Here is a 1,501-nt window from a genome sequence, read left to right on the forward strand (position 1 = left end):
CGTTGATGGAACAAGGTCAGACCTGCGTGGGGAGTGCTCGGTTAAATCTAGGAGGCGCTCGCAAGAGCAACCTCGGCTAACGAATGGAGCCCCCACGCGCGTCTTTCATCAGGGTCAGCGGCACAGAAAGCCGCAGCAAAGACCGGTTGTAGTTTTGCAGTCCGCACCTTGTTCTCCCTGTCAGTCGCTGGTTTCGTGTGCGTTGGTTGGATCGTTTGAACGCTGCTCAGGCGGGTTTCATGAAAACCTGCCCGGAGAGGTTTTGTTGACTTCGCGGGGATGCCCTTGTAGCCCAGGTTAACCGGCGCCGGAAGCCGAAGGCTGGAGGGTACCAACATGGGCCATCAAAATCGCGAAGCGATGGCCCATGTTGGCGTCCGCGTTGAACCTACAGTTAGGCTGGGGCGCGGAGTGGAAGGGCGATTCAGCTGATACAACCTGCATCTTGTAGGTGTTGCACTTAGTGCTTGAAACTAGGCCCCATACTCACCAACTGCCTTTTGAATTGCTGCTTTAGCTGCGGCAATTTTGTTGGCTTTCTCACGGGCCTCAAGGCGCTCATCAAGAATTAGCTCGATGCCAATCCGTAGCGTTGGAAAATGCTTCAGACAATCCTCTTCTGAAAGTTCGTGAATACCTTTACTAAGTAATGAGTACATCCCCGGATGTTCAACGAGAAATGCAGGAAGATGCGCTTTAAGCATAGTTATTTTCTCGCTCATTCGACAACGACTATATGCACCTTCATCCCATCCCGAGTCTCTTTGGGCAACGATGTGGGCTTCCTCAACCAGATTCTCAAAAATTCGCCTCAGGTACACATAGGCTCCGACTCCAACGTCATGTGATGCTAAGCCGATCGCGCGCGTGAGTTCGCCTAGTTGCGCTTTGGAAAGTACGTGAGAGTACTTTTTGACCTGCAGTATGTGTAGATCCCCGTAGGATGGTTGTTGGCCAATCTTTTGTATGCTTCTCTTGATTTTGGGCAATCCGGATTCATTTGGAATTGCTTCGAGATCCGAAAAAAACACGAAGTTCTGCTTGTGGCCTTCATGGCGAGTGCAGGTAGCTTCGACTTCGAAAATCGGTGATCTTAGGCTAGGGAGGTCTGGCGTCCCGCCTTGCTGCTTTATAAGCCGCTCAACTTGCAAATTCCTTGTGTGCTCATGGGTGCGGTTCGGCGCAATTACCTTAAACGTGGACTCCCGTTTGCACTTGGTGCAGAAGCTATCGTATGTGCCATTGTAGTAAAGTATATTGAGTATATCCCATATCTGTTCGCCCTCATATGAAACTGGTGCATACAGAGGGATGCTGGTAAGAAACTGAGCCGGTTTAGGAATAGACATAGCTGTTGCGAGTTCTGGTTTTGGGGCCTAACGAATGAAAGGGCCATCCCCTCGCACCGCGCCCGGCACAGAGGATTCTGCCAATAGGCGCAGCGCTTGCCCAGCGCGCACCATGGGGCGGCAAAAGCTCAACCCGCGGCTGCGGGCCGCAA

General features: G+C 52.1%; 1 protein-coding gene. It reads right to left on the reverse strand.

Going from position 1 to position 1,501, the window contains the following annotated elements; translation table 11 throughout:
* Positions 1 to 473: 473 nt before the first annotated feature.
* A complete protein-coding gene (locus tag HZU84_RS19985; protein WP_149503295.1) occupies positions 474 to 1,349 on the reverse strand; it encodes a short-chain dehydrogenase in 876 nt (291 codons plus the stop codon).
* Positions 1,350 to 1,501: the final 152 nt, after the last annotated feature.

The organism is Sphaerotilus sulfidivorans, from assembly GCF_013426975.1.
Lineage (GTDB): Bacteria > Pseudomonadota > Gammaproteobacteria > Burkholderiales > Burkholderiaceae_C > Sphaerotilus > Sphaerotilus sulfidivorans.

Excerpts from the sequence above, each read along its gene's own strand:
- HZU84_RS19985 (WP_149503295.1), bottom strand. The coding sequence starts at position 1,349 with ATGTCTATTCCTAAACCGGCTCAGTTTCTTACCAGCATCCCTCTGTAT.